Annotated in this window: 26 protein-coding genes and 1 tRNA gene; 16 read left to right on the top strand and 11 right to left on the bottom strand. The window is 63.1% G+C overall.

Going from position 1 to position 25998, the window contains the following annotated elements; translation table 11 throughout:
• Positions 1–21: 21 nt before the first annotated feature.
• Both aglM and aglJ read left to right on the top strand, forming a co-directional pair.
• Positions 22–1347, top strand: a complete 1326-nt coding sequence (gene aglM / locus C481_RS05885) for a UDP-glucose 6-dehydrogenase AglM (RefSeq protein WP_006108212.1) — start codon at positions 22–24, stop codon at positions 1345–1347.
• A 117-nt stretch (positions 1348–1464) separates the two neighbouring features.
• Complete coding sequence (gene aglJ, locus C481_RS05880) at positions 1465–2700, top strand: S-layer glycoprotein N-glycosyltransferase AglJ (protein WP_006108211.1); 1236 nt, start codon at positions 1465–1467, stop codon at positions 2698–2700.
• Between the two features lie 135 nt (positions 2701–2835).
• Here aglJ and C481_RS05875 read toward each other — a convergent pair whose 3' ends face one another.
• Positions 2836–3165, bottom strand: a complete 330-nt coding sequence (locus C481_RS05875) for a DUF5789 family protein (protein WP_006108210.1) — start codon at positions 3163–3165, stop codon at positions 2836–2838.
• A gap of 123 nt (positions 3166–3288) precedes the next feature.
• On the opposite strand from C481_RS05875, the gene C481_RS05870 reads away from it, so the two are divergent.
• Together C481_RS05870 and C481_RS22120 are read left to right on the top strand one after the other, a co-directional pair.
• Positions 3289–3498 carry a ribbon-helix-helix domain-containing protein gene (locus C481_RS05870; protein ID WP_006108209.1) on the top strand — a complete coding sequence of 70 codons (210 nt, stop codon included), beginning with the start codon at positions 3289–3291 and terminating at the stop codon, positions 3496–3498.
• A gap of 157 nt (positions 3499–3655) precedes the next feature.
• Positions 3656–3799: a hypothetical protein gene (locus C481_RS22120; protein WP_169331452.1), complete on the top strand. Its 144-nt coding sequence runs from the start codon at positions 3656–3658 to the stop codon at positions 3797–3799.
• A 95-nt stretch (positions 3800–3894) separates the two neighbouring features.
• Here C481_RS22120 and C481_RS05865 read toward each other — a convergent pair whose 3' ends face one another.
• Both C481_RS05865 and C481_RS05860 read right to left on the bottom strand, forming a co-directional pair.
• Positions 3895–4323, bottom strand: a complete 429-nt coding sequence (locus tag C481_RS05865; RefSeq protein ID WP_006108208.1) for a hypothetical protein — start codon at positions 4321–4323, stop codon at positions 3895–3897.
• A 146-nt stretch (positions 4324–4469) separates the two neighbouring features.
• Positions 4470–5174, bottom strand: coding sequence for a hypothetical protein (locus C481_RS05860; protein WP_006108207.1), 705 nt, complete (start codon positions 5172–5174; stop codon positions 4470–4472).
• A gap of 135 nt (positions 5175–5309) precedes the next feature.
• Between C481_RS05860 and C481_RS05855 the strand changes: the two genes are divergently transcribed.
• A complete protein-coding gene (locus C481_RS05855; RefSeq protein WP_006108206.1) occupies positions 5310–6062 on the top strand; it encodes a VOC family protein in 753 nt (250 codons plus the stop codon).
• 15 nt (positions 6063–6077) lie between these two features.
• Here the strand turns inward: C481_RS05855 and C481_RS05850 are convergent, their stop codons facing one another.
• The 3 genes from C481_RS05850 to C481_RS05840 all read right to left on the bottom strand — a co-directional run bounded on the left by C481_RS05850 (position 6078) and on the right by C481_RS05840 (position 7168).
• Positions 6078–6305, bottom strand: coding sequence for a DUF7860 family protein (locus tag C481_RS05850; RefSeq protein WP_006108205.1), 228 nt, complete (start codon positions 6303–6305; stop codon positions 6078–6080).
• 54 nt (positions 6306–6359) lie between these two features.
• On the bottom strand, positions 6360–6650 hold the full coding sequence (locus tag C481_RS05845) for a DUF5779 family protein (RefSeq protein WP_006108204.1): 291 nt from the start codon (positions 6648–6650) through the stop codon (positions 6360–6362).
• A gap of 62 nt (positions 6651–6712) precedes the next feature.
• Positions 6713–7168, bottom strand: coding sequence for a ferritin-like domain-containing protein (locus C481_RS05840; protein ID WP_006108203.1), 456 nt, complete (start codon positions 7166–7168; stop codon positions 6713–6715).
• 491 nt (positions 7169–7659) lie between these two features.
• On the opposite strand from C481_RS05840, the gene C481_RS05835 reads away from it, so the two are divergent.
• The 9 genes from C481_RS05835 to C481_RS05795 all read left to right on the top strand — a co-directional run bounded on the left by C481_RS05835 (position 7660) and on the right by C481_RS05795 (position 18208).
• Positions 7660–8940 (top strand): homocitrate synthase/isopropylmalate synthase family protein, encoded by a 1281-nt coding sequence (locus C481_RS05835; RefSeq protein WP_193787835.1) that lies wholly within the window; start codon positions 7660–7662, stop codon positions 8938–8940.
• 356 nt (positions 8941–9296) lie between these two features.
• Positions 9297–11174: a biosynthetic-type acetolactate synthase large subunit gene (gene ilvB / locus C481_RS05830; RefSeq protein WP_006108201.1), complete on the top strand. Its 1878-nt coding sequence runs from the start codon at positions 9297–9299 to the stop codon at positions 11172–11174.
• Positions 11171–11854 (top strand): acetolactate synthase small subunit, encoded by a 684-nt coding sequence (gene ilvN, locus C481_RS05825; RefSeq protein ID WP_006108200.1) that lies wholly within the window; start codon positions 11171–11173, stop codon positions 11852–11854. The genes ilvB and ilvN overlap by 4 nt, the downstream gene beginning before the upstream one ends.
• Positions 11847–12902: a ketol-acid reductoisomerase gene (gene ilvC, locus C481_RS05820; RefSeq protein WP_006108199.1), complete on the top strand. Its 1056-nt coding sequence runs from the start codon at positions 11847–11849 to the stop codon at positions 12900–12902. Before ilvN ends, ilvC begins: the two co-directional genes overlap by 8 nt.
• 23 nt (positions 12903–12925) lie before the next feature.
• Complete coding sequence (locus tag C481_RS05815) at positions 12926–13273, top strand: hypothetical protein (RefSeq protein ID WP_006108198.1); 348 nt, start codon at positions 12926–12928, stop codon at positions 13271–13273.
• Positions 13270–14697: a 3-isopropylmalate dehydratase large subunit gene (gene leuC, locus C481_RS05810; RefSeq protein WP_006108197.1), complete on the top strand. Its 1428-nt coding sequence runs from the start codon at positions 13270–13272 to the stop codon at positions 14695–14697. Before C481_RS05815 ends, leuC begins: the two co-directional genes overlap by 4 nt.
• Complete coding sequence (gene leuD, locus C481_RS05805) at positions 14694–15422, top strand: 3-isopropylmalate dehydratase small subunit (RefSeq protein WP_006108196.1); 729 nt, start codon at positions 14694–14696, stop codon at positions 15420–15422. The genes leuC and leuD overlap by 4 nt, the downstream gene beginning before the upstream one ends.
• 194 nt (positions 15423–15616) lie before the next feature.
• Positions 15617–17170, top strand: coding sequence for an HTTM domain-containing protein (locus tag C481_RS05800; RefSeq protein WP_006108195.1), 1554 nt, complete (start codon positions 15617–15619; stop codon positions 17168–17170).
• Positions 17171–17236: 66 nt separating this feature from the next.
• Positions 17237–18208: an isocitrate/isopropylmalate dehydrogenase family protein gene (locus C481_RS05795; protein WP_006108194.1), complete on the top strand. Its 972-nt coding sequence runs from the start codon at positions 17237–17239 to the stop codon at positions 18206–18208.
• A 59-nt stretch (positions 18209–18267) separates the two neighbouring features.
• Here the strand turns inward: C481_RS05795 and C481_RS05790 are convergent, their stop codons facing one another.
• From C481_RS05790 to C481_RS05780, 3 genes are all read right to left on the bottom strand, one after another.
• Positions 18268–20403, bottom strand: coding sequence for a beta-glucosidase family protein (locus tag C481_RS05790; protein WP_006108193.1), 2136 nt, complete (start codon positions 20401–20403; stop codon positions 18268–18270).
• A 111-nt stretch (positions 20404–20514) separates the two neighbouring features.
• The gene (gene dph5, locus C481_RS05785; RefSeq protein ID WP_006108192.1) at positions 20515–21345 is read right to left on the bottom strand and encodes a diphthine synthase; all 831 of its coding nucleotides are present in this window, start codon (positions 21343–21345) and stop codon (positions 20515–20517) included.
• An 82-nt stretch (positions 21346–21427) separates the two neighbouring features.
• A complete protein-coding gene (locus tag C481_RS05780; RefSeq protein WP_006108191.1) occupies positions 21428–21991 on the bottom strand; it encodes a Rieske (2Fe-2S) protein in 564 nt (187 codons plus the stop codon).
• A 59-nt stretch (positions 21992–22050) separates the two neighbouring features.
• Here C481_RS05780 and C481_RS05775 point away from each other — a divergent pair, with 59 nt between their 5' ends.
• Both C481_RS05775 and C481_RS05770 read left to right on the top strand, forming a co-directional pair.
• Positions 22051–23049 (top strand): class I SAM-dependent methyltransferase, encoded by a 999-nt coding sequence (locus C481_RS05775; RefSeq protein ID WP_006108190.1) that lies wholly within the window; start codon positions 22051–22053, stop codon positions 23047–23049.
• Positions 23050–23150: 101 nt separating this feature from the next.
• Positions 23151–23224: transfer RNA gene (locus C481_RS05770), tRNA-Thr, on the top strand.
• Between the two features lie 926 nt (positions 23225–24150).
• Here C481_RS05770 and C481_RS05760 read toward each other — a convergent pair.
• Together C481_RS05760 and C481_RS05755 are read right to left on the bottom strand one after the other, a co-directional pair.
• Positions 24151–25077, bottom strand: a complete 927-nt coding sequence (locus C481_RS05760; protein ID WP_006108188.1) for a hypothetical protein — start codon at positions 25075–25077, stop codon at positions 24151–24153.
• 274 nt (positions 25078–25351) lie between these two features.
• Positions 25352–25954, bottom strand: coding sequence for a PGF-CTERM sorting domain-containing protein (locus tag C481_RS05755; RefSeq protein ID WP_449406450.1), 603 nt, complete (start codon positions 25952–25954; stop codon positions 25352–25354).
• Positions 25955–25998 lie beyond the last annotated feature (44 nt).

Here is a 25998-nt window from a genome sequence, read left to right as displayed (position 1 = left end):
GTCATCGTCTAGCGTAGGACTATGCACGTCTCCATCGTCGGCAGCGGGTACGTCGGGACGACGGTCGCCGCTTGCCTCGCGGACCTCGGTCACGAGGTCGTCAATATCGAAATCGACGAGAACATCGTCGAGACCATCAACGCCGGCGAAGCCCCGATCCACGAGTCGGGGCTCGCAGAGCGCATCGCGGACCACGCCGGAACGAACCTGCGCGCGACGACGGACTACGCCGAGGTTCGCGAAACCGACGCGACCTTCCTCTGCCTGCCGACGCCGCAGGCCGACGACGGCAGTCTCGACCTCGCACCGATGCGCGCCGGCGCGGAGTCGCTCGGACGAGCACTTGCGGGGAAACCAACTGCCGAGGCCGACGAGGACGATCACCTCGTCGTCGTCAAGAGCACCGTCCTCCCCGGCACCACCGAAGGCGTCGTCGGACCCGTTCTCGAGCGTGAATCCGGTACCGAAATCGGCGACGGAATCGACCTGGCGATGAACCCGGAGTTCTTACGGATGGGAACGGCCGTTCGGGACTTCCTCGAACCGGACAAGGTCGTCGTCGGCGCGACGAGCGACGACGCCGCCGCCGCACTACGTGAACTCTACGCCCCGATCCTCGAACGCGAGGACACCGATCTCGTCGAAACCGACGTGCGCGAGGCCGAACTTATCAAGTACGCCAACAACGCCTTCCTCGCGTCGAAAGTCTCGCTGGTCAACGAACTCGGAAACATCGCGAAGGAGTACGGAGCGGACGCGTACGACGTACTGGCCGCCGTCGGTCTCGACGACCGCATCTCGGAACGGTTCATGCGCTCCGGACTCGGCTGGGGCGGCTCGTGCTTCCCGAAGGACGTCGCCGCGCTCCGCGCCGGCGCTCGCGAGCAGGGGTACGATCCGGACCTGCTCGACGCCGTCGTCTCGATCAACGACGAGCAACCGCAGCGACTCGTCTCCCTCCTCGAAGACCACGTCTCGCTCGCGGACGCCCGCGTCGCCGTCCTCGGTCTCTCGTTCAAACCCGGCACCGACGACATCCGAAAGTCCCGCGCACTGGACGTGATCGAGACGCTCCGAAACCGCGGCGCAACCGTCGTCGCGTACGATCCGGTCGCGATCGAAAACGTCCGTACGCACCATCCTGAACTCGATACCGATCCCGCCGTCGAGTTCGCCGACTCGCCTCAGGACGCGCTCGCGGACGCCGACGGAGCCGTCGTCGCCACCGACTGGCCCGCGTTCGACGATCTCGAGTTCGACGAGATGGCCCGGAAGATCGTCGTCGACGGCCGGCGGATCGAGGTCGATCCGGATGAACTCGCGGTCTACGAGGGGCTGACCTGGTAGGGCATCGCAGCCGTGATTTCGGGACGGTGACGGTCATCCCGCCGGATGTCCGCTCCGCGACGGTGGGCGTATCAGTATCCTTTTGCATACCCGCCAACGAGTGGGTATCGATGGCGGATGACGGATAACGACTCTCGCATGCGCGCAGCCAAGGCCAAGACCATTGGTGGAGAGACCCACGGCGAACGCGCCAGCACGACAGTCTCTACCGATGCCGAAACGCGAGAGATTTCAACGCACGACGTTTGCGTCCTCGTTCCGACGCTCAACGAAGGAGCGACAATCGGTGACGTAATCGACGACTTCCGTACCCGCGGGTATCCAAACGTCCTCGTCGTCGACGGCGGCTCGACCGACGACACGAAAGCGATTGCCCGCGACCACGGCGCACGAGTACTCGTTCAATCCGGCGAGGGAAAGGGGCAGGCCGTCCGCGAGGCCGTCCCCTACATCGACGCGCCGTACGTCCTGATGCTCGACGGAGACGGGACGTACGACCCGGCGGACGCCGAGACCATGCTCGAACCCCTCGCTCGGGGATACGACCACGTCATCGGCAACCGGTTTGCGGACATGGACGACGACGCGATGCGAGCGCTCAACGGCGTCGGCAACCGGCTCATCAACCGCTCCTTCCGCGTCATCCACGGCGCGGACTACGACGACATTCTCTCGGGCTATCGCGCGTTTACGGCCGACTCGTTCGAACGCCTCTCGCTCGATTCGGACGGCTTTACCATCGAAACTGAACTCGCTGTCGAGTGCGTGAAACACGGTGTCGATACGGCGGTCGTCCCGGTGAGTTACAGTGCTCGGCCGGCCGAATCCGAGACGAACCTACACCCGATCGCGGACGGCGGAACGATCATCTTGGCGCTGTACTCGCTCGCCAAGACTAACAACCCGCTGTTTTACTTCGGCAGCCTCGGAACTGCCGGCATCGCTGCCGGCGGCGCGATCGCGTCGTACGTCCTCTGGCGGTGGTTCCAGTACGGAGTCGGCCACGAAATCCTCGCGCTCGTCTCCGCAGCGGCAATCCTACTCGGCGTTCAGTTGCTCATGTTCGGCGTCCTCTCGGACATGCTCGTGACGCTTCATCGCGAGCAGCGCCGGCGTCTCGAACAAATCACGCGAAACGCAGACGTTCAGGGAGTGGAGTCTTCCCACAGGTCAGGACACAGCCACGAGTTCGGAACCGAGACCGAATCGGATGGTGTGACCGACTCGGAGACCACGACCGAAACCGGGTCTGCAGCGGAGCCCGAGTCCGAACCCAAACCGGAAACTTCGGCCGATCCGACCGACGCCACTGACCCCACCGTCACTTCCGAAACGGACCGCCGTGGGGAGTAAGGCGGTCGTCCGCTCGGTGGTTGTTTTCTGCCGCAACGTCGGCGAGAGAGGGAGAAGTGTCCACGGGGTGCTCAGAGACGCGTCTTGTCGCGTCCGGATCGGTAACACAGTCGCTTGCACCTCGCTCTCGCTCGCTCAAAACGGTAACATCGACCGTACTTGCTGGAAGACACCGCCCGAGTGCTCCCGCCGGTACGCCTCGAACGGCTGATGGAGTTCGTTCAGCAACTCCTGTCGCGTGTCGAACGTTCGCGTCTGGACCTCGGCGAGCATCTCGCCCAGGCTCACGTCGTTCCCGTGGGCATCGTAGGGAATTCGTTCGTGACCGAGTTCGGCTTCGACATCGTCTTTCGTGGCCGGAAAGGTGAGATCGGCGGATCTGAGCGTGGCGTCGACGGCGGCGATCCCGAACTCGATGCTTTCCGGTTCGTCGTCGTCTCCGTTCGATGGTGGCCGGACTCCCATACGTCTCAGTAGACTAGCGAAATATAAAAACCGCTACGGACTTCGAATCCGCCCTGGCCGCTGGTATGCAGTTCATATTTCCCGTGGCGACACGCATTTGGGTTCCGCGACGGAGTATTGACTGTGACCGAGTATACCACAGTTTCGATCCCGAAGGATCTCGCCGACCGCGTCGACGAGACGATCGAGGGGACGAGCTTCCAGAGCACGAGCGACCTGGTTCGATTCCTGTTGCGCAGTATCGTTATTCAACACCAGAGACAGGGGAAGCTGACGGAAGCCGAGTTCGAGGAGATCACCGAACAGCTTCGGGGGTTGGGGTATCTCGAGTAGCGAGCGATGAGCAAGAGTCACGAGTAGTGAATAGCGGGTTGGGAATAGCGAGAACGAACACTCCGTGCGGCCAGTAGGTCTACCGACCTTTGCAGGGCCGCAACCACCAGTGAGACTTTCCGCATCGAGTCGCTAGTTCGAGGTGGAGGGTAGATAGATGCCACACGTTCCGAACTTCCCAACGCCGACGGACGGCGGTGATGATGAGAACGACAGTGGATCTTCGCCGAATCGACAGGGTATCATCGACCGAATTATCGACGATGGCAACTGGCCGTCACCGACTGGCGACTACCACTGACGCCGGCGACCGATTTTACTTTGAGTCGCGTTCCGTGCCGTCTCGTGACATATCCCGGCCACACCCGGAGACGAATCTTCCGTCAGTAGTGCGTCTCAATCAGTCAACGTCTGTTCCGGCGGACTGGCATCGAGGATCTCGAGGGGCTGGCGCGTGCCGCTTCGGTCGAACACGCCGAAGGAGTCTTCGGCATCCGTCCACGGCGGCACGGCGACGAAGACGACCTGTGCGAGATCGTCCCGCCTCGTTACTTCGAGTTCACGAAGCGGATGGGAAACGAATTGCCCCTGGGCCTGGCCGGCGGGCGTGGACAGATCGACGCCGAAGACGGCGTTGATGGCGTTGCCCGGATCTGGAAGGTAAAAGTCCGTAAAGACCGGCGTGTCGGGCGGGAGTGTGTCCGCATCGTCACCGGCGAGTTCGCTTGCGGGAGTAACCGAGACACCGGTGGCCACGCGGTCGGGATCGGCGTCGCTGGCGAGGTCGAGTAACACGTCGACGAGTGCACGCGTGATGTAGACCACGGTCGAGATACGACGAGCGGATAGTTAGATGTATCCCTGGCACGGGCGCGAGGCCGAACCTGCCGGTTGCCGGTGAACTCGGAGACGAACCGAGCGAGCGAAACGGGGCAGCCGCAGTCGACCGGTGGTAGCCGAACCGAGCGTGGCTACAGCGGAAGGAACTGCCGAGCCATTCCGGCGTACAGCCGCGGCGTTCCTCGCCGCGAGTTCAGGAGCGCATTTTCGAGGGCGACTGCTGCGCCGGTGGTTACCCCGGAGCCGTGGCCGACGAGGACGCGTTCCGGTGCGAACCCGCTGAGGGCGTCAGTGGGCGGGGAAAATCGCAATACAGGGTGGACACCGAGGCGTTCGTCGCCTGCGAGGAAGTAGCTGCTCGTCCCGACGGCTTCGGGGACCAACAGGGTACCGTTGTCAGGATTGTAGATCGCAACTTCTTGCCAGAATCGGTTGTCGACGACGGTGTGCGCTTCGAGTCGGGTATCGGAAAGATCGTCGGAAAAGCGAGCGACGGGTGCGTCAAGTTCGTCCGTGACGCCGTCGAAGAACTCCGGGAGATAGACCGGCACGTTGTGTCGATCCGCGAGTTCGGCGGCGTCGCGCGCGTGGCGATCGAGGCAGATGACGACGCCGGCAACCTCGCCGAGTTCGGCGAGCAGTCGATCGACACCGTCGACGTCGACCGGATCGAACACCCAGACATCGTCACCCGAGGGCGTGCGGTCGCCGTCGACGACGAGGGCGTGACTCGCGCGTTGCATCCGCTCGTCTGGGTGGGCGATCCAGCCGACGCCGCCGTCGAAGCGGTCGATTTCAACGAACTCGGTTGCGCGCTCGTCGACGCGAAAGGACATGCGAGTTGCTACGTGGGGTCCTCCCATAAACGTGACAGTGGCTGGTGCCGATATGGGGCCATCCGTGCTGTCGCACAGCATGCGTGCCGGCAACGCATCTATGTGCCGCTCTCGCATAAACAGGCGTAGAGACAGATGCTCACCGGACTCTCCTGGCTCGCCCTCGAGGTCAAGGATCTCGACGCAGCACGCGAGTTCTACGTCGACCTGCTCGAGTTGCCGGTGCGGGCGGATCGCGAGATGGGCGCGGCGGCATCGGACTCGCACCCGAAACCGGACGCGGAATCGAACGCAGAACGCGAATCGGAACTCGCCGTTACCGCCGGCGACGCGTCCCTCATTCTCCGTCGGCCCGAAGGCGTTCCGCGCGGCGGACTGCACACCCATTATGCGTTCTCGATTCCGGCCGCGGAGTACGACGACTGGTGGACCAGACTGACGGACGCCGGCTACGAACTCGAGGAAGCCCAGTTCGGCCCTGCCACGTCGCTCTACCTCTACGACCCCGACGGAAACTGCGTCGAACTCGGCCAACAGGACGTTGCCGGCCCGGGGATCGACGGCATCTTCGAAGTCGTCCTCGAAGTCGAATCCATCGAACGCGCTCGGTCGTTCTACACTGCGCTTGGCTTCGAGGCGGTCGACACCGGCGAGAACAGAGCCCGCGTTCGCCTGGACGGTCCGGTGGCACTCGAGTTGTGGGAACCCCATCTCGGCATCGCGAACGCGAGAGGTGGCGTCCACGTCGACCTCGGATTCGAAACGGAAACACCGCTGGCCGAACTCGAGGCCGTCGCCGATCGGGTGCGGCAGGTCGACCGGAAGGCGGACGACGAAGTCGTCGTTCGCGATCCGGACGGTCACGTCGTGACGTTCGTGTCGCCGTAGTTCGCAACCGCGACGCTACTCGGTAAGCGGAAGCAGGATGCCGAAGACCCAGGGGGAGAAGAATCCGATCAAGAGGCCGAGTACCTCGGCGTAGAAAAAGAGGGTGTGTTCCCACCCGGGTAGGCCACCGTAGAAGGCGTTTCCGGCGAGTTCACCGCCGGCACCGAGTGCGAAGACACCGAGGCCGAGCAGGAAGCCGGTTTTGGTCAGACGGGCGTAATCGAGTGAACCGTAACGTCCCATACGCAGTCGTCTCGCTCCAGTACCCTAATCGTTATGAGATGTCGCCGCGGGCGGCTACAATCTGTCCGTACTCACGTCGACGCCGGGCGGTGTGACGAGCAAGAATCCGCGAAAGTGGACCAGGTTGCCGCCGGATTCTCTGACGTCGCGGGCGAACCCGGACGCGAGGTCATTGACGTCGCCCTCGACGCAGAGAACGAGGACGTTTCCCTTCGAAATCCCTTCTAGCCACTCGTCCGGCGGCGTCTCTCCGTCGAGGACGCCGAGTACGATGCTCCCTTCGATGTCGAGTTCCTCGTCGATGTGTTCCTCGACCGCCCGGAGGTCGAGGTCGAAGTCGCTCATGTGGGCTTCCTGGGAGCGCGATGAGAAAAACGTTCCTCTGCTAGAGAGTGTTTGGATCTCGCTCAGTCGCTCGGGAACTCCTTTTGAAACCCGCGGAACTCCGTCCGATGGGCCTCCTCGTCGGACAGAATCGTCACGGCGACATCTTCTGTTACTGGGTCGTTCGCCTCGGTGGCAGCCTCGTGAAGTGACTGGTAGGTTTCGATCGCGTCGTCCTCGGCCTCGAGTACGCCTTCGATAACGGACTGGACGTCAGTCGTGTCTTCGGGCGGCTGCAGGCCGGACTGGCTCGCCTCGAAGGCCGCCGAGCCGGGCGGTGACTGCTCGAGTTGTTTCAGCCGATTCCCGAGCATTCGGGCGTGTTCGAGTTCTTCTTGGACGTCGGCTTCGAGACTCTCTTTGACCTCTTCGGCGTGGACGCCGTCGAGAACGATGGCGTTGGTCAGGTAGTTCATCACGGTCTCTAATTCGTCGACGTAGGCCTCGGTCAACAGCTCGGTTATCTCGTCGGTCGTCATACGGATGATCGTTCGCCGACGGAGAGTAAAGTAGTGATACCTGCATACGAGACGCGTCTGCCAGGTCCGTCGACGAGTTTCGTCTCCCCACCGTCCGCGTCCGGCCGGCTGAGCACGAACTGACCGCCGTCGCCGAGCCGACGATAGTTGAACTCGACAGTCGGAGTCACTCTTACTGGACGTATGTTATCCAGATGGCCGTGGGAACGCCACATACTGATGCGACACGACTACTTGCCGCGGCTAGTGACCGAATGTCCACCGAGCGGCGCGCGCCAGCCGTCGAAGCTGACGATCGGGCCCGCATTCGCAGCTCCGTGTCTCGGGTTGGCAAAACAGACCGGTTCTCCGGAGTATGATATTAAGAACATTATATCGATTAGTGGCGTTGGTTGCTTGCGTTTTTCTGCTTCCCGGATTTATCATGATCGATCAGAACGTCAGAAATACGTCATCTCGGCACCAGATTTATATACGACATCCACCCTCGGATTCGGATACAATGTCTCACCAAGACAGCCCATCCTCTGACACCAGTCAGGGGGGTCGAGTTCTTCCAGGGCACGTTAGATTCTACTGACGAAATCGAGTCAGCACGTGTCTTCGATACCACCCTCCGGGATGGTGAACAATCGCCCGGAACATCGTTCTCGTACGACGACAAACGGCAGATCGCCGCGATTCTGGACGACATGGGGACCCACGTCATCGAGGCGGGATTCCCGGTCAACTCCGACGCGGAGTTCGAGGCCGTTCGTGATATTGCTTCCTCGACGTCGACGACCACCTGCGGGTTAGCCCGCGTCGTCGACGACGACATCGATGCGGCGCTCGATTCCGGCGTCGAGATGGTACACACCTTCGTGAGTACCAGCGACGTCCAGATCGAGGATTCGATGCACGCGACGCGAGACGAGGTTGTACAGCGCGCAGTCGAGTCGGTCGAACGCATTACGGACGCGGGTGCCACCTGTATGTTCTCGCCGATGGACGCGACGCGAACCGACGAGACGTTCCTCATCGACGTGGTCGAGGCGGTCACCGAAGCCGGCGTCGACTGGATCAACGTCCCCGACACCTGCGGCGTCGCCACGCCGGGTCGCTTCCGGGATATGATCGCGAAGATCTGCGACCACACCGACGCCCGGATCGACGTCCACACCCACGACGACTTCGGACTGGCCACCGCGAACGCGCTGGCCGGCATCGAAGCGGGGGCCGACCAGGCCCAGGTCTCGGTGAACTCGATCGGCGAGCGAGCCGGCAACGCCGCCTACGAAGAGTTCGTCATGAGCGTCGAGTCGCTCTACCAGTCCGAGACCGGTATCGACACGACGCGCATCGCCGAACTCTCGCGGGTCGTCGAGGAGAAAAGCGGCATGGCGACGCCCGGTAACAAGCCGGTCGTCGGCGATAACGCCTTCTCCCACGAGAGCGGCATCCACGCCGCCGGCGTGATCGAGAACTCCGATACGTTCGAACCGGGCGTGATGACCCCCGAGATGGTCGGTGCCGAGCGCCGACTGGTCATGGGCAAGCACACGGGAACCCATTCGGTCAGCGAGCGACTGCAGGAATGTGGCTACGACCCAACGACGGAGCAGGTACGGGCGGTCACCCGCCGCGTCAAGGACTACGGCGCGGAAAAGCGCCAGGTCACGGTCAGCGATCTGGAGCGGTTCGCCGAGGACGCCGATGTCGACCGTCAGCGGGACTCGGACCGGACCGACCAGCAGGATCAGGACCGGGAGCACGAGGAGGTGCGCATCTGAATAATGCCCTCCTCGGTTGCCAGCAGCCGTGAGCACCTGCTGTCGCGCTCGTCCGTGAGAGAGTGCAACGATTACCCCACTCCCAACAGTTATGTCCCTCGGGCAGCGTACGTTATCAGCAATGACGTTCCGCGCTGCGCTGTCGACCCGTCGGTCGGGAGACAGCAGCGCGTTCGCCTCGATTCGTATTGTAGGGGCCTGCTAGCCCCTCACTCAGTACTTCATCACCGTCGACCCCGTTTCGCCGCATCGTTTTCAGAGCGACAAGCTACGCTACAGATGACACCACCGACACCACGGTATCGGTCACAGCGATTCACTCGGTCGAATCGCCCCACAACGGCGGGAGGCAATCGATGAGCGAACGCGCAACATCGGTTACACCACCGGAGGAACAGCACGACGACCAAGACCAAAATCAAAACCAGGACGCACAACAGCCACAGCACGACGCTGAAACCGACGAGTTCGGCGCGCCATCGGCGGAGACGCGAGCGGAACCCGTAACGACGGGCGCCGAATCCGTCGTCCGCGCGTTGGAGAACGCCGGCGTCGAGTACGCCTTCGGCGTGCAGGGCGGAGCGATCATGCCCATCTACGACGCCCTCTACGACTCGGAGATCCACCACGTAACGATGGCCCACGAGCAGGGCGCGGCCCACGCGGCCGACGCCTACGGCATCGTCTCGGGCGAGCCGGGCGTCTGTCTGGCGACCTCGGGGCCGGGCGCGACGAACCTCGTCACCGGCATCGCCGACGCCGACATGGACTCCGATCCGCTACTCGCGCTGACCGGCCAGGTGCCGACCGAACTCGTCGGCAACGACGCCTTCCAGGAGACGGACACGACGGGCGTCACGACGCCGGTCACGAAGGACAACACGTTCGCCGCCGATCCGGACGGCGTCGGCACCGACGTCAGCGAGGCCTTCGCACTCGCCCGCGAGGGACGGCCCGGGCCGACGCTGGTCGACCTGCCGAAGGACGTGACGACGGCCGACACGGATGCCGAGCCAGACACTCCGGCAACGCCCGATACCTACGAGTTCACCGAGGAGGCCGATCCGGAGATCGTCGCGGCTGCGGCCGAGCAAATCAAGGACGCAAACCGACCCGTCATGCTGCTCGGCGGCGGCGTCATCAAGGGCGAGGCAAGCGAGACCTGCCGCGAGTTCGCGATCGAACACGAGATTCCGGTCATCACGACGATGCCCGCCATCGGGGCGTTCCCCGAGGATCACGAACTCGCGATGGAGATGGCGGGCATGCACGGCACCGGCTACGCTAACATGGCGATCACCCACTGCGACACGATGGTCGCCGTCGGGACGCGCTTCGACGATCGCCTCACGGGCGGTATCGAGACGTTCGCACCGGACGCGGAGATCGTCCACGTCGACATCGACCCCGCGGAGATCTCGAAGAACATCCACGCGGACTACCCGCTGGTCGGCGACGCCGACACCGTCGTCTCCCAGCTGTCCCACGCCGTCGAGCGCTCGCCGCAGGCGACGAAGTGGCGCGCCCAGTGCCAGCAGTGGAAGTCCGATTACTCGATGGCCTACGACGTTCCGTCAGAGCAGAGCACTGACGAACCTTCGACTTCGTCGAAGATCCCCGAAGACGAGCCGGTTCGCCCCGAGTTCGTCGTCGAAGCCTTGGACGAGGCTACGAGCGATCGCGCGGTCGTCACGACTGGCGTCGGCCAACACCAGATGTGGGCCTGCCAGTACTGGACGTTCACCGAGCCCCGGACGTGGGTCTCGAGTCACGGCCTCGGCGCGATGGGCTACGGGTTGCCCGCCGCCATCGGCGCGCGCCTGGCGGCCGACGACGATCAGGAGGTCGTCTGCATCGACGGCGACGGCTCGTTCCTGATGACCCTACAGGGGCTGTCCGTGGCCGTCCGCGAGAACTTGGACATCACCGTCGCCGTGCTCAACAACGAGTACATCGGCATGGTCCGCCAGTGGCAGGACGCCTTCTTCGAGGGCCGCCACTCGGCCTCGGAGTACGGCTGGACGCCCGAGTTCGACACGATCGCCGAGGCCTTCGGCGCGACGGGCTTCCGGATCGACGACTACGACGAGGTCGCGGACACGATCGCCGCGGCGCTGTCCGAAGACGGGCCCTCCGTGATCGACGTACACATCGATCCGCAGGCGAACGTCTACCCGATGGTGCCGAGCGGCGGCGATAACGGCCAGTTCGCGCTGGCGGAGGACCAGCTATGAGCGACGAGGAACGCCGCCGCGGGCTGGACGGTCCGGCCCCCGACGAACGTCCGACCCCGACGGGTCGGCGCAACGAGCAGGGTATCCGGATCGACCCCGCGGTCGAGGCCACGCACGAGCCTCGTCGCACCGTCATCTCGACCCTGGTCGAACACGAACCCGGCGTGCTCTCGGACGTCTCGGGACTGTTCTCGAGACGGCAGTTCAACATCGAGAGCCTGACCGTCGGGCCGACGACCGACGAAGAGCGCGCGCGGATCACGCTGGTCGTCGAGGAGCCAGACCCCGGCATCGACCAGATCAAGAAACAACTGCGCAAACTCGTGCCGGTCATCTCCGTTCGCGAACTCGAATCCGACGCGATGCGACGCGAACTCGCGCTCGTGAAGATCGACGCCGACGAGCCGGCCCAGGTGTCGGCCGTCGCGGACATGTACGACGGGAAGACCGTCGACTCCTGCCCCGAAACGGCGACGATCGAGATCACCGGCTCGCGCCAGAAGATCGACGCTGCAATCGAGACCTTCGAGCAGTTCGGCATCCGGGAGATCGATCGGACCGGCACCACGGCGCTCGCCCGCGGCACCCAGAGCACCGCCGCACCCGCGAGCACGACCGAATCGACCGCCACCGAGGCGAGCCAACCGCAGAACCAATACGCACCAGCAGACGATGACTGACGAATTCACCACCGACATCTACTACGACGACGACGCAGACGTATCGACGCTCGACGACGACACCGTGGCCGTGCTCGGCTACGGCAGCCAGGGCCACGCCCACGCCCTGAACCTCCACGAAAGCGGCGTCGATGTCGTCGTCGGCCTCCGAGAGAACTCGTCTTCGCGCTCGGCCGCGGAGGCGGACGGGCTCACGGTCACGACGCCGGCCGACGCCGTCTCGCAGGCGTCCTACGTCTCCGTGCTCGTACCGGACACCGTTCAGCCCGCAGTCTACGAGAACGCCATCGAGCCGAACCTGGAGGCCGGCGATACGCTCCAGTTCGCCCACGGGCTGAACATCCACTACAACCAGATCCAGCCGCCGGAAGGCGTCGACGTGACGATGGTCGCCCCGAAGAGCCCGGGCCACCTCGTCCGCCGGAACTACGAGAACGATGAAGGGACCCCCGGCCTGCTCGCGATCTACCAGAACGAAAGCGGCGACGCCCCAGAGCGAGCGCTCGCGTACGCGAAGGGAATCGGCTGTACCCGCGCCGGCGTCATCGAGACGACCTTCCGGGAGGAAGTCGAATCCGACCTCTTCGGCGAACAGGCCGTCCTCTGTGGCGGCGTCACCTCGCTGGTCAAACACGGCTACGAGACGCTCGTCGACGCGGGCTACTCGCCCGAAATAGCCTACTTCGAGTGCCTGAACGAACTCAAGCTGATCGTCGATCTGATGTACGAAGGCGGCCACGCCGAGATGTGGGACTCGGTCTCCGACACCGCCGAGTACGGCGGCCTCTCCCGCGGTGACCGGATCGTCGACGAGACCGTTCGTGAAAACATGGAAGAGACGCTGGAAGAGATCCAGAACGGCGAGTTCACCCGCGAGTGGATTCTCGAGAACCAGTCCGGGCGCCCGAGCTACACGCAGCTTCGCCAGGCCGAGAAGAACCACGAGATCGAGGAGGTCGGCGAACGGCTGCGCGACCTGTTCGCCTGGGCCGAAGAGTCGAGCGAGAACGAGTCCGCCGAAGCGGCGGAAGCGCCAGCGGACGACTGAGACACGAACGTATTTGCAAACCGATGACCACGACAGAATCCGAGACGACTGCTAACCCGAACCGGAAACGGAATCGAGCGGACACCAAAGCGATGGGCGAGGTCAGCCACACGAATCCCTACACCGGGGAGACGGCCGGCCGCCTGTTCAACCGCGGCCCGATCGTCGCGGCCGACGGCGGGCGACCAGCCGCGACCGATCCGGAATCGCGCAGCCGACGCGGCTCCGCGGGCGATTCCACGGAGACGATGAGAGATATCTCCCACACGCCGCCGAACGACAGCGACGACGCGAACCGAGTCTTCGAACGCGGTCAAGCAGATGCGGATACGGACGCGGCAGACGATGACGAGGTCGTAGACGATACATGAGCGACCGCACGCTGTACGACAAGGTCTGGGACCGCCACAAGGTAACGACGCTGCCGACCGGGCAGGACCAACTGTTCGTCGGCCTCCACCTCATCCACGAGGTCACCAGCCCGCAGGCCTTCGGCATGCTCCGCGAGCGCGACCTCGAGGTCGCCTACCCCGACCTCACCCACGCGACCGTCGACCACATCGTCCCCACGGCCGACCAGTCCCGCCCCTACGAGGAGGACGCGGCCGAGGAGATGATGAGCGAACTCGAGGAGAACGTCCGCGAAGCCGGCATCGAGTTCTCCGATCCGACGACGGGCGACCAGGGCATCGTCCACGTCATCGGACCGGAGCAGGGACTCACCCAGCCCGGCAAGACCATCGTTTGTGGTGACTCCCACACCTCCACCCACGGTGCATTCGGCGCGCTGGCGTTCGGTATCGGGACCTCCCAGATCCGCGACGTGCTCGCGACGGGCACCGTCGCCATGGAGAAACAGAAGGTCCGCAAGATCCAGGTCGACGGCGAACTCGGCGACGGCGTCGAGGCCAAGGACGTGATCCTGGAGATCATCAGCCGCCTCGGCACCGAGGGCGGCGTCGGCTACGTCTACGAGTACGCCGGCGAGGCCATCGAGAGTCTCGGCATGGAAGGACGGATGTCCATCTGTAACATGTCCATCGAGGGCGGCGCTCGCGCGGGCTACGTCAACCCCGACGAGACCACCTACGAGTGGCTCGAAGAGACGGACTACTTCCGGGAGAATCCCGACGAGTTCGAGGCGCTCAAACCCTACTGGGAGTCGGTCGCGAGCGACGACGACGCCGAGTACGACGATATCGTCCGTATCGACGCCGACGAACTCGAACCGGTCGTCACCTGGGGGACGACGCCGGGCCAGGGAATCGGCGTTACCGATCCGATCCCGGAACCCGAGGCGCTCCCCGCGGATAAGCAAGACACGGCCCGGCGCGCGCAGGAACACATGCGCGTCGAGCCCGGCGAGACGATGGCCGGCTACGAGATCGACGTGGCCTTCCTCGGCTCCTGTACGAACGCCCGCCTGCCCGACCTCCGCCGCGCGGCACGGATCGTCGAGGGCCGCGAGGTCGCAGACGACGTGCGCGCGATGGTCGTCCCCGGCAGCCAGCGCGTCCAGGAGACCGCCGAGGAGGACGGTCTCAAGGACACCTTCGAAGAAGCCGGCTTCGAGTGGCGAAACGCCGGCTGTTCGATGTGTCTCGGTATGAACGAAGACCAACTCGAGGGCGACGAGGCCTGTGCCTCCTCCTCGAACCGGAACTTCGTCGGCCGCCAAGGCAGTAAAGACGGCCGCACGGTCCTGATGAATCCGCGGATGGTCGCCGCCGCGGCGATCGAAGGTGAAGTGACGGACGTTCGCGAACTGCCGGAGACGGAGGTGACCACCGCATGAGCCGCGAGGACGAGCGAAGCGAGTCCTCGGAACGGGCGAGCGGGCGAACGTCCGCGAGCGACGCCGAGGGTCGGGAGGTTCGAACCGACGGCGGAGACGAAATCGAGATTCCCGAAGTCGACTACGTGTCGGGGTCGGGCCTCCCGATCCGCGGAAACGACATCGACACCGACCAGATCATCCCCGCCCGATTCATGAAGGTCGTCACCTTCGACGGCCTCGGCGAGTTCGCGTTCTTCGACAAGCGATTTACCGAGGCTGACGACCTCAAAGACCACCCGTTCAACGAGGACCGATTCCAGGACTCGTCCGTGATGGTCGTGAACTCGAACTTCGGGTGTGGCTCCTCGCGCGAGCACGCCCCCCAGGCGCTGATGCGCTGGGGCATCGATGCGATCATCGGCGAGAGCTTCGCCGAAATCTTCGCGGGCAACTGCCTGGCGCTCGGGATTCCGACCGTCACCGCCGACAGCGAGACGATCCGAGATCTACAGGACTGGGTCGACGAGAACCCCGATGGAGAACTCGACATCGACATCGAGGACGAGACGGTCACCTACGGCGAGCGGACGATCGACGTGACCGTCGACGACGCCCAGCGCAAGGCCCTCGTCGACGGCGTCTGGGACACGACGGCGCTGATGAAATCGAACGCCGGTGCCGCGGACGAAACCGCACGGGACCTTCCCTACGTCGGCGACGCGGCCGGTTCCAGCGCCGACTGACGGCCGACCACCCGCTTCTCGCTCGCCGTCCACCTGTCCGGTCGACTGACGATCTTTCCCGTTCCGGTTGCGCTCTTGCACTCGAGGCAGCCTCGCGTGCGGCCGAGTTCGGAACTCGCGTTCGGAGCGTCTCGCTGAAGACAAGACACTTATAGGATCGATTAGAAGTCAGGGCCGCTCACTAATCGGTCTCCATGCCCTCTCGATCTGACGCAGGTCCCCGTTCCAGAAGGCGGACCGCCGACGGCGATCCGCTTTCCGAGTTCATCGAGCCGCGACTGGGGATCGACGTGCGAGCGCTCGCCGTCTTTCGGATCGCGCTCGGGATGGTGTTGCTCGCTGACCTGCTCACGTTGCGGCTGCCGGGACTTGTTACGTTCTACAGCGATTCCGGGGTATTTCCGCAGTCGACGCTCGCAGAGACGTATCCCGCTTTTGAGGCGTGGTCGCTGCACGCTCTGTCGGGTGCCCCGTGGTTTCAGGGCCTCCTGTTCGCCGTTGCCGGCGTGTTCGCGTCGCTGCTGCTCGTCGGCTACCGGACCAGACTCGCGGTAACTGGATCGCTCGTCCTCTTCGCGTCGCTGCTCGCGCGGAACCCCCTCCTGGTGAACGGCGGCGATACGATCCTCCTGACGTTTCTCGTTCTCGGACTCGTTCTCCCGCTCGGGACGCGCTGGTCGCTCGACGCTCGCCGGGGGTCGCGTCGGCCCGAGAGAAGTGGTTCTACCGACACGCGCACCGTCTCGTTCGCGACCGCCACGATCCTCGTCCACTTCGGCTGCATCTACGGGACGAACGCGGTCCGTAAGTTTCAGAGCGACCCCTGGACGAGCGGCGTTGCGGTGCGACAAATCTTCCACCTCGAACAGTACCTGACGCCGCTCGGCTCCGCGTTGTCGGCGTCCGCCGCGCTCCTCACCGCCGTCAATTGGGGCTGGACCGCGCTCCTCTCCGGGTCGGTCCTGCTACTCGTTCTTACCGGTCGAGCACGAATCGCGCTGGTCGCCGGCTTCGTCACGGCACACCTCGGCATGGCTGCGACGATGCGACTCGGCGTCTTCCCGTTCGTCATGATCGCCGGCCTGCTCTTGTTCCTGCCCTCGTCCTGTTGGGATCGACTCGAGCGGTTCCTCGCGGCAACTGAACTCGGGCAGCGGGCGGGGGCTGGCCTGCCGATCGGCGATGGCGGCGGACCCGACGGCGACTCAAGCGCCTCCCATCGTCGCTCCTCGCCGTCCGAGGGTGTCACCGTCCGTCGTTGTGTCCGCGCAGGCGGTACTGTCCTCGTCGCCTGTTTTCTCGTGTCATCAGTGCTCTGGCAGGTTGCCGCTCTCGGCGTGGGAATCCCCCTTGTCGACTCGCTCGATCAAGACGGTGAGGACGACGGGGAGATCGGGAGTTGGTCGTTCTTTGCGCCGAACCCACCGGATTCGTACAGCTGGTACACCGTCGAAGCGACGCTCGAGTCGGGCGAGACTATCGGTGTATTCCCCCGAGGGCACGACGGCGTTCGCCTGGATCGACCGCCCGACGGTACGACGGCCTACCCCTCGACGCTCTGGATGCGATACGGCACGGACGTTCGATACGCCGACGACACGTACTACGAACCCGCGGCCGAGTTCAGCTGCGCGCACTTCGATCGGCGCGTCGATGCGGTGACGATCGCACACGTCGGACAGCCCGTCGGCCCGGACGGACCGGCGGGGGAGCCGGAGCGACAGGAGCGGATTACGTACGCGTGTTGATGTCGCGAACGCAGAGGCGTTGACGCTATCGATACCCTCTTTTCGTCGCCCCAGAGAGATGTCGACATGACTCACGAGATCGCCGTCATCCCCGGCGACGGAATCGGACAGGAAGTCGTTCCCGCCGCAGTCGACGTGTTGGAGGCGCTCGACCCCGAGTTCACCTTTACGGAAGCCGAAGCCGGCGACGCGGTCGAGACGGAGACGGGCGAGGCACTACCCGAGGAAACGTATGAACTCGCGGCGTCGGCGGATGCGACGTTGTTCGGCGCGGCCGGCGAGACGGCGGCGGACGTGATCCTTCCGCTGCGCGAGGCGGTCGACTCGTTCGTCAACGTTCGTCCCGCGAAGGCCTATCCGGGAGTCGATGCGGTTCGTCCCGAAACCGATCTGGTCTTCCTCCGGGAGAACACGGAGGGCGTCTACGCGGGCCACGAGGATCGACTGACCAAGGACGTGGCGACGCTGACCCGCGTGACGACGCAGTCGGCTTCGCGGCAACTCGCGGAGTTCGCCTGCGAGTACGTCGACGCCGACGGCTTTACCATCGCGCACAAGGCGAACGTCATGCGCGAGACGGACGGCCTCTTCCGTGATACGGTTGCCTCGGTCGCCGAGGAACGCGGCGTTGCAACCGACGAGGTATTGATGGACGCCTTCGCGACGCGGGTCTGTCTCGATCCGACGCAGTTCGACGTCGTCGCCTGTCCGAACCTCGCGGGCGACGTGCTCTCGGATCTCGCCGCCGGCCTCGTCGGCGGTCTCGGACTCCTCCCGAGCGCGAACATCGGCGAACAGCGCGCGCTGTTCGAACCCGTCCACGGCACCGCGCCCGACATCGCGGGCCGGGGAGTTGCGAATCCGGCCGCGACGATCATCTCGGCGGCGATGCTCCTCGAATACCTCGACTACGGCGAGGAAGCCGACGCAGTCCACGCGGCAGTCGAGTCGACGCTCGCGGAGGGGCCGCGGACGCCCGATCTGGGCGGCGACGCCTCGACTGCGGACGTGACGAACGCGATTATCGATCGGTTGTAGGTCGGGATCGCATTGCGGCCGTCGCGTCGCGTTTCGATTTGTGATTTTGAAGAGCGGACCTACTGAACGTCTACGTCGGCCGTTGCGCGAATATCCCGCGATGAGCGGCCGACGTGGACGGTGTTCGATCCGTCAGGGACGGTCCATCCGCTATCCTCGTCGTAGTACGCGAAGTCCTCGCGAGCGAGCGAGATGGTTACAGTCGCCGAGTCGCCAGCCCCGAGTTCAACTGACTCGAATCCGGCCAGTTCGCGCTCGGGCGTCGGAACCGGCGCGGCCGATTTGCCGACGTATACCTGGATAACCTCCGTTCCGGTTCGAGTGGCGCTGTTTCGGAGGTCGACGGTCACGTCGCATCCGTCATCGGTTTCGCTGACGGTCACGTCATCGTATTCGAACGTCGCGTACGACTGGCCGTGGCCGAACGGGAACAGCGGCTCGATGTCGCGGTCGTCGAAGTACCGGTAGCCGACGAAGACGCCCTCCTCGTACTGGGCAACGTCGTCCGTTCCCGGGAATGCCGTCTCGTCGGCCGTCGGATAGTCCGCGGCCGAACGGCCGAACGTCACGGGGAGACGGCCGCCGGGATCGGCGTCTCCGAAAAGGACCGCTGCGAGGGCCTCGCCGTCCGCCTGACCCGGATACCACGTCTCGAGGACGGCGTCGACGGCGTCGAGCCACGGGAGTTCGACGGGCCCGCTGGTCCGGAGGACGACGACCGTCCGCTCGGCGGCCTCGGCGACGGCGTCGATCAGGTCGTTCTGCCGGCCGGGGAGTTCGATCGAGTCACGGTCCGTAAACTCCGTCGCGTCGTCCTGTGCGACGACGACCGCACGGTCGGCGGACGCGGCGGCCGACACCGCGTCGTCGATGCTCGTCCCCGCTTCACTCGCGTCCGCCGACTCGGAATCGGCAAAGAACGACGACTCTGCGATCGGGTTGACGCCGCGTTCGAACGATGCGTCGGCGGCCCGCGACTCGATCCCCGCGAGCGGACCGGTTTCCGTGAACGGCGAGACCTCCGAGGAGCCCCCGCCGCCGAGTTTGGCAGCGTCGGCGTTCGGTCCGATCACGGCGACCGAGTCGGATTCCGAGAGGGGGAGCACGTCGTCGTTCGTCAGCAGTACGGTTCCCTCGATCGCGATCTCCCGGGCTAGCTGGCGGTGTTCCGACGTATCGAGTTCACCTGTGCTGTCATCGGAGGGGGAACCGGTCTCGCACTCGGCGACATTCTGGCGGCCGGTCGATTCCAGCATCGAGAGCAATCGGGCGACCTTCTCGTCGAGGATCGATTCGTCGATCTCACCCGACTCGATCGCCTCACGAAGCGGCTCCCCGAAGTAGGCTGAAACGTCGGGAATCGGCGGGAAGTCGCTACTGGTCCCGTCTGGAGGGCTGGGATCGGCGTCGAAGCTGTCCGCATCCAACTCCGGCAGATACTCCGTCAGTTCGACGCCCGGCATCTCGAGGTCGAGTCCGGCCTGCGCTGCATCGACCGTGCTTCGAGTGCCCCACCAGTCCGAGACGACCAACCCGTCGAAGTCCCACTCGTCTTTCAGCACGTCGGAGAGCAGGAACTCGTGGTCGCTCATGTGAACCCCGTTGACGCGGTTGTACGCCGTCATCACTGCATCGACGTCGGCTTCCTCGACCGCCGCGCGGAACGCGGGCAGGTAGAGCTCTCGCAATGCGCGCTCGCTGACGTCGGCGCTGACCTCGTAGCGATTCGTCTCCTGGTTGTTCGCTACGTAGTGTTTGACCGTAGCCGCAACGCCCGTCGACTGGATCCCCTCGATGGTTCCGACGCCCGTCCGGGCGCTGAGATGGGGGTCTTCGCTGTAGTACTCGAAATTCCGCCCGCCGACCGGCGTCCGGATAATGTTGACACCCGGTCCGAGCAACACGTCCTGGTCGTGCGCTGCGGTCTCGCGTCCGACCGCCGTTCCGAACTCGCGGGCGAGTTCGGGATCCCACGAGGCGGCGAGTGCGATCGAGGCCGGAAACGCGGTCGCGCGCTCACCCATCGCGCGCACCCCGAGCGGACCATCGACCAATGTTATCGGCCGTATCCCGAGCCGATCGTTCCCCGGAACGTAGCCGGTCGCTGTCCCATCCGGGTCAGCCGTGCCGTGGACGAGCCGGATTTTCTCTGCAAGCGTCAGCTCGTCGAGCAGCGCCGTTACATCAGAGCCCATTTCGACTCGTTCTTGCGGTGGCTGATTGAATAGTCATTCGATCACCCTCGCTCGGAGACACAAGACACGATGTACACACCCGCTCGGGTCCGAACGGCTTCCCTCGGGAGGTTACACAACGTCGAGAGCGTTCCGCTCAGCACCTGCAAGTTCGACGAGCGCATCGGCTTCGAGTAAATGGCACTCGCCGGGGATCACGAGCAGGTGCAAGGGCTCACCGAACTCGCGGTCGGCCAACTCGGACATCGTCCCGGCCTCGACGAGCGGGTCCGGACTCCCCGCGCGGGCGACGACGACGCCGACGAGTTCGGGATACGCCGCTGCGAGCAGGTCAGCGCCGACGTCGGCGGTCATGAACTCCTCGTCATCCCGATCTGCTTTGTCGTCAGAATCCTGTGGGTTCTGATTGCTGGTTGGACTGTGTCCGACCTTGATATCGAGATAGACGACCGTATGAAGCCCGTCCGCGCGATTCTCGTCGATCGTCTCCGTCACGCTCGCCGGCAAGCCGTCGGCTCCGTGGGCGTAGGGAAACGGCAGCGTCGTCGCCGGTCCGAACCGGTAGTTCTGGAGTCCCGTCAGTGAACTCGTGGCCGTCTGTGCCGTTACGCCGTGGATGACGCGCGTTTCGATCCCGCGGTCGTGAGCCCGCAGACGAAGGTCGACGTGCGTCGTCGAGATCATCGTATCGCCGGCCGTCAGAAAGGCTACGTCCTCGCTCTCAGCCGTCCCGAGGATGTCTTCGGGGTGTTGTTCGACGCCGGCGCGGTCGCGGACCTCGATGTCGATGTCGTGGGCCGCTTCGAGTGACGGGACGGTCGTCCCGAGTAACTTGCTCGTGTAGAACTCGGCGTAGACGCGGTCTGCATCCCGTAAGGCGTCCCGTCCCTCGACGGTGATCGACCGCTCGTCGTAGAGTCCGAGTCCGATGAAGGTGAGCATACCAGCTACTGGTCCGCCACGGTACTTCAGATGCCGGATTCGACGCGCCTCTCGCGTCGCGTTGCCGGCGGTTCGTGTGAGCTTACAGCGAAAGGTGTGAAGTGGACGAAGGCCCGCCGTCGCCGTCGTCACCCTCGTCGATCCCACCCTGATGGAGGAACGTCATCTCATCGTCAGTCAGGTACACCTCCCCGTCGTCGACGGCCACATCGACCGAGGGCAACGTCGTGTCGGCGGCCTCCCCGTTATCACAGTACCCCGAGCACGCATCGAACATCGAGCCGTGTTTCGGACAGATGATCTGCCCGTCCCGCATCGCCGCCCCCATCCCCCGATCGAGTCGCTGGAACTCGTGGGTGCACTGATTGACCCAGGCTTCGACGGCAGTGCCAATGTCGGCGTCAGCAGCAGTACCGCCCCCGCCCTCGGAACTCGTCGTCTCGCCGGCACTCCCAACATCCCCTCTTCCAGCAGCCGCACTTCCATCGCCATCACTCCCACCATCATCGTGGCTACCAGCTACAGCATCAGTACAAGGCACGAGAATTACCTCCTCTTTCTCGCCGCGTTGGTCACGAACCGTAAACAACCACGACCGCTCTTCGTAGACCGTATCGACAGTCGTCAACCGCATTCGAACGCCCATACGCGACTCTCGTGGACCGGAAACGTCAGCGTTACGGCGACCCGTCGGCGACTACACCTATGGAAGTGCCGTGCGTCCGCGTCCCGCTCGAAAACGGCGAAACCACGCGCCGTGAACTCGCGGATGCGGACCTGATCGCCGACGATTACGAGATCACCGTCGATGACGGCTCTCTATACGTTCCCGTCACTGATCCTGCCGCCGTCTCCGACGAGTTCGAACTCGTCACACGTTCAGTCGACGAACGCGACACCCAGACGACGCCCGCCGAGTTGCTGGGATTCGATCCTACCTACGAACGACTCGGTGAGGCAGTCCTCCTCGACGAGGACGACCGTGACCGTGCACGGGAAATCTCCGACGCACTTTTTCAGTCCGACCTCCCCGTGGAAACGGTGCTGAACAAGGCCTCGAAGGTCAAAGGCGAAACTCGCGTTCGCGATTGGGACCTCCTCGCCGGCGAGGATACCGAAGTCGTCCACCGCGAATACGGGTCGGAGTTCCTCCTGGACCTCGCCGAGGTCTACTTTTCGCCGCGGCTTGCGACAGAACGCCACCGCGTCGCCGAACAGGTCACAGCAGGCGAACGGACGTTCGACATGTTCGCCGGCGTCGGCCCGTTTGTCATCCCGTTCGCGAAACGCGGGGCGGAGTGTGTCGGCGTCGACATCAATCCCGACGCAATCGAGTACTTGCGTGAGAACGCGCGCCGAAACGGCGTTGCAAATCGAGTGACGGCAATCTGTGATGATGTCGAAGCCGCTGCAAGCGACTACGAAGACTGGGCCGACCGTATCGTGATGAACCTCCCGCACAGCGCCGACGAGTTCATCGATGCCGCAGTCACGATCGCCGGTGATGAGTGCGTGGTTCACTACTACGATATCCAGCACGAGGACGACCCGTTTGGACCCGGAGAACGTGTTATTCGGAGGGCTGCCGAGCCAGCATACGACGTCACCGTCGAGACGCGGCATGTCGTGCGGTCCTATGCGCCACACGAACTCAACGTCTGTCTGGATGTGCGACTCGACCGACCGACCGCGCCACGTAACTGATTCGCACGACCGCAACGATTCGCAATCCTTATGGCTGCTTTCGTTCCTACGAATAAACAGACCTTGCGTCGTGACACGAGGCAAGGGATGAACATGCACGCGCCGGTGTAGCTCAGACTGGCAGAGCGAATCCTTCGTAAGGATTAGGTCGAGGGTTCAAATCCCTCCACCGGCTTGTAAGAGGTTCTTTACCCCCTTCTTCACCGTTTACCTTGGATAGCGGCGTCTGTCGGCTTTCAATCCTGGCCAGTATAAACCTCTTGAGAAATCCGTGAACCGGCCGGGTGTAGAGTATGACGCTCCTCGCGACTGGGGGCGGTTCAGGCAGCAGGGAAGGTCTCAAGTTCACCGATTCTGCTCCCGTCGCGACGGATGCGACTGTCTCTCCAGAACAGACCGCCATCCGATGTGTGGGATGAATTCGTGAATTCCGATGGATTCTGTGATGCTTTTATCGACGCTGTCCTGGATGGGGTTCGCAGACGGACCTATTTCGAAGCTCACGATGCGTTCGAAGAAGACGGTGTCGCCGCCCTCCACGGTTCGTACCGGACACTGATCCTCCGACGGGTTCGGGCATCGGAGATGGTTTGAATTATCGGTATCCACTGGACAGCCAAGGACGCGAGTCACTGCGCCAAGATTCCCATGCTGGATGTTCAGAAGTGACACTGACAACTCACGCTCTCGTGCGGCACATCAGAACGCAACGCATGCTGAGGACGGCGTAGCCGTCTCGGGTCACTATTGATGAGACCTCTGTCAAGATTACTGGCGACTGGTTTAGGTGTAAAATGTAATATATATATATATATATATAATTACATCAATCCCGACATCAGTATTGTGTATGTCATTCGCAAATATATTTAACGTCGGAGACGCCGGGGTAAGCAGTATATGGACAGCAGTATTTAACTAATTCACTCAGCTTTATACGTTACCCTCAGCTGTTGAGTGAGATCAAGAAAAGCATCACTCAGAAAGTCATGATCAGTCTTCTTGACGACTCCATGGGCGAAGTTCGTCTATTCAACCGAGGCACGGAGTGACTCTAATTGAACTCGATAGAGACGATCTACAGTGTCCCTTCTAAACGGTTCACAGATAACCAAGCGCTTCGAGCTGTTCCTCGGTGTTAGAAACCTCACTTCGGTCCATCAGTGCATCGAAGTCACTCACAGAATATGGCTGTCCTTGTCCCACTGCGGTCGCCCACGGAACTCGTTTGACAGCGGGGACCGGAGAATAGCCGGGGTGCCCATAGACTCCAAGTTCGCCGAGTCCATTCGCGTGATCAGCGGTGATCGCGATCGTCCCGGATAGATGCGTGAGGAGTGTGTCTACTTCATCAAGGACGGTTAAGAGATTCTGTCCATAGTCGTTCCAGACTTCCGCTCTATCAAATTCACCGGATTGGAGACCCAACCAAACTTGGTGCGAGTCACCTCCCCAAACGGGGCTCTCTAGGTCGTATTTCCCTGTGCAATGTAAGAACGGGGCATGCGGAGGAATATAGTGGATGACTAACCGTTCTGCATCGCTTTCGTGGTTCGCTCGAAGGGCCTCAGCGGTCACTTCCGCTGGGTCGCAGTGTTTCTTGTCTTCCGCAACAAACCGCCAGAGTTCGGTCATCTCATGGAAGCGGTTCGGATCAACACAATTAGAAAATAAGTTTGCAGAGAGATAATGAATCTTGCTCAGTTCCGTATCGCTGGCACTACCGAAGGCCTTTCTAAACCATTCTGAACTCGTACTTGCACAGGAATAAATCGATGTTGTCGTTTCGAACGCTTCATAAACCGGATGCTGTGGGGCAAATTCCGCAAAGAGATCGGCTCGGCATGCATCAAGAATGATTAACGCGTCCCACTCCTTCTCAACGGGGCGTTCACCGTAGTTTATCTTCTTTCCGAGTTGGACTAGCGAGCGTTCTACCGCTTTTTCCGCCGCCAATTTACTTCCCGAGAGTGCCCCGTGCTTGTCCACAGCATGTTGGTACTGCGAGAGAAAGTCTGTCAGGGCCATGGTAGAGGCAATTAAACACGATCGTTTCAATGTTCTGTTTTCCAAGCCACAAATTCACCGGGTGTGGAGATCTGTGCTGGCCGTAATCGCCATTCGGAATCAGCGTCGCATGGAGGATGCAATACCGGTAATACTGAGTATTAACTAAATTCGCGTTTCTATTCTCTTTTTGGTTTCATTTGCGAGCGCGACAGCTGTCGCTGGTTCGTGTAGCGGTCGAAAGAAAAATCGAAGTGCGGCAAGGGCCGGACGGAGTCCGGTAGTTAACTACCGCTTAGTTCTGCTTGCGCAGAGCCAGCATGGCAGCGCCGAGGAGTGCGGCGAGTGCGACAGCGACACCGAAGCCGGGCGTTCCATCATCGGAGCCATCGTCTTCGCCACCACTATCGTCGGAGCCGGAGTCACCGTCGTCCGAACCGGAGTCGCTACCGGAGTCGGAGCCGGAGTCNTCTTCGCCACCACTATCGTCGGAGCCGGAGTCACCGTCGTCCGAACCGGAGTCGCTACCGGAGTCGGAGCCGGAGTCACCGTCGTCGGTGCTACCGGAGTCGTCACCGTCGTCGGATCCTTCCTCGGAGAAGGTGGTGGTACCAGTCTGTTCCTGGTCACCGGCAACAACGCTCCAGTCGACATCGCCTGCTTCGTCAGACGTGTAGTCGTAGCTGTTGCTCCACTCTTCACCAGCGTCAAGCGAAACGGTGGTGTTCTCGATGTTTTCGCCACCAATGACGACACCGAGGTCAACCTCACCAGAGGCGTTGCCGCTGTTGCTGAGGGTCACGTCGAGCGTTGCGTTCTCACCAACGGTAGCTTCGTCGGTACCGTCAGCCTCAAGGTTAATCACTGGACCTTCACCGTCGACGAGTGCAGCGTCCATGCTGTCGGATGCGTCGAGGTTGGTGGTCGCGGTGAGCTCCATAT

This window comes from Natrialba asiatica DSM 12278 (genome assembly GCF_000337555.1).
In the GTDB taxonomy this organism is placed as follows: domain Archaea; phylum Halobacteriota; class Halobacteria; order Halobacteriales; family Natrialbaceae; genus Natrialba; species Natrialba asiatica.
The sequence above is the reverse complement of the archived record's forward strand: the minus strand, read 5'-3'. Positions and strand labels throughout refer to the sequence as shown.

Bases quoted from the DNA above. Each gene is read 5' to 3' on its own strand.
- aglM (WP_006108212.1), top strand. From the start codon at position 22: ATGCACGTCTCCATCGTCGGCAGCGGGTACGTCGGGACGACGGTCGCC.
- aglJ (WP_006108211.1), top strand. From the start codon at position 1,465: ATGACGGATAACGACTCTCGCATGCGCGCAGCCAAGGCCAAGACCATT.
- C481_RS05875 (WP_006108210.1), bottom strand. From the start codon at position 3,165: ATGGGAGTCCGGCCACCATCGAACGGAGACGACGACGAACCGGAAAGC.
- C481_RS22120 (WP_169331452.1), top strand. From the start codon at position 3,656: ATGCCACACGTTCCGAACTTCCCAACGCCGACGGACGGCGGTGATGAT.
- C481_RS05860 (WP_006108207.1), bottom strand. From the start codon at position 5,174: ATGTCCTTTCGCGTCGACGAGCGCGCAACCGAGTTCGTTGAAATCGAC.
- C481_RS05855 (WP_006108206.1), top strand. From the start codon at position 5,310: ATGCTCACCGGACTCTCCTGGCTCGCCCTCGAGGTCAAGGATCTCGAC.
- C481_RS05850 (WP_006108205.1), bottom strand. From the start codon at position 6,305: ATGGGACGTTACGGTTCACTCGATTACGCCCGTCTGACCAAAACCGGC.
- C481_RS05845 (WP_006108204.1), bottom strand. From the start codon at position 6,650: ATGAGCGACTTCGACCTCGACCTCCGGGCGGTCGAGGAACACATCGAC.
- C481_RS05840 (WP_006108203.1), bottom strand. From the start codon at position 7,168: ATGACGACCGACGAGATAACCGAGCTGTTGACCGAGGCCTACGTCGAC.
- ilvB (WP_006108201.1), top strand. From the start codon at position 9,297: ATGAGCGAACGCGCAACATCGGTTACACCACCGGAGGAACAGCACGAC.
- ilvN (WP_006108200.1), top strand. From the start codon at position 11,171: ATGAGCGACGAGGAACGCCGCCGCGGGCTGGACGGTCCGGCCCCCGAC.
- ilvC (WP_006108199.1), top strand. From the start codon at position 11,847: ATGACTGACGAATTCACCACCGACATCTACTACGACGACGACGCAGAC.
- C481_RS05815 (WP_006108198.1), top strand. From the start codon at position 12,926: ATGACCACGACAGAATCCGAGACGACTGCTAACCCGAACCGGAAACGG.
- leuC (WP_006108197.1), top strand. From the start codon at position 13,270: ATGAGCGACCGCACGCTGTACGACAAGGTCTGGGACCGCCACAAGGTA.
- leuD (WP_006108196.1), top strand. From the start codon at position 14,694: ATGAGCCGCGAGGACGAGCGAAGCGAGTCCTCGGAACGGGCGAGCGGG.
- C481_RS05800 (WP_006108195.1), top strand. From the start codon at position 15,617: ATGCCCTCTCGATCTGACGCAGGTCCCCGTTCCAGAAGGCGGACCGCC.
- C481_RS05795 (WP_006108194.1), top strand. From the start codon at position 17,237: ATGACTCACGAGATCGCCGTCATCCCCGGCGACGGAATCGGACAGGAA.
- C481_RS05790 (WP_006108193.1), bottom strand. From the start codon at position 20,403: ATGGGCTCTGATGTAACGGCGCTGCTCGACGAGCTGACGCTTGCAGAG.
- dph5 (WP_006108192.1), bottom strand. From the start codon at position 21,345: ATGCTCACCTTCATCGGACTCGGACTCTACGACGAGCGGTCGATCACC.
- C481_RS05780 (WP_006108191.1), bottom strand. From the start codon at position 21,991: ATGGGCGTTCGAATGCGGTTGACGACTGTCGATACGGTCTACGAAGAG.
- C481_RS05775 (WP_006108190.1), top strand. From the start codon at position 22,051: ATGGAAGTGCCGTGCGTCCGCGTCCCGCTCGAAAACGGCGAAACCACG.
- C481_RS05760 (WP_006108188.1), bottom strand. From the start codon at position 25,077: ATGGCCCTGACAGACTTTCTCTCGCAGTACCAACATGCTGTGGACAAG.